This window comes from Paraburkholderia oxyphila NBRC 105797 (assembly GCF_000685075.1).
GTDB classification, from domain to species: Bacteria; Pseudomonadota; Gammaproteobacteria; order Burkholderiales; family Burkholderiaceae; genus Paraburkholderia; species Paraburkholderia oxyphila.
Genome location: NZ_BAYD01000303.1, coordinates 1 through 700, shown reverse-complemented (window position 1 = coordinate 700; position 700 = coordinate 1). Strand labels below are relative to the sequence as shown.

Below are 700 nucleotides of genomic sequence, written 5' to 3'. Positions count from 1 at the left end.
GGATTTATCCAGTCCCGATTACCCCGGAGAATGGCCTCACTCGCGCCACACTGTGCGCCCCAACTAAAGCCTGAGACCACGATGACCACAATCCTGCAAATCAATTCCGCCGCCCGCTCGCAAGGCGCCCAGTCGACGCTCCTCGTCAACGAACTGACGGAGAAGTTGCAACAATCGAATCCGGGTGCGCAAGTCGTCACGCGCAATCTGCAGGCCGAGCCGCTGCCGCACCTCGACGACGCCATTCTTGGCGCGTTCTTCACGCCGGCCGAGCAGCGCACGCCGGAGCAACAGGCGATCGCCGCGCGCAGTGAAGCGCTCATCGCAGAACTGCAAGCCGCGGACGTTATCGTGATCGGCGCGCCGATGTACAACTTCGGCATCTCGTCGCAACTGAAGACGTACTTCGACTTCATCGCGCGAGCCGGCATCACGTTCCAGTACACCGCAAACGGCCCCGAAGGCCTCGTTACGGGCAAGAAGGTTTACGTTGTCACGGCGCGCGGCGGCAAATATCACGGCACTCCGCACGACAGTCAGACGCCGTACCTGAAGTCGTTCCTCGGCTTCCTCGGCATGACCGATGTGAGCTTCATCCACGCTGAAGGCCTGGCGATGGGCGCGGACGCAGCGAGCGCGGCGCTCGCTTCCGCTCGCCAAGCGATTGCCGCCGTGTAAGGACTGCCCTCTCGCCGCCGCC

Annotated in this window: 1 protein-coding gene; it reads left to right on the top strand. The window is 63.3% G+C overall.

All coding sequences use genetic code 11. The features are described 5' to 3' along the window. Nucleotides 1–81: 81 nt before the first annotated feature. Nucleotides 82–678: an FMN-dependent NADH-azoreductase gene (locus tag BO1_RS49095; RefSeq protein ID WP_028223808.1), complete on the top strand. Its 597-nt coding sequence runs from the start codon at nucleotides 82–84 to the stop codon at nucleotides 676–678. Nucleotides 679–700 lie beyond the last annotated feature (22 nt).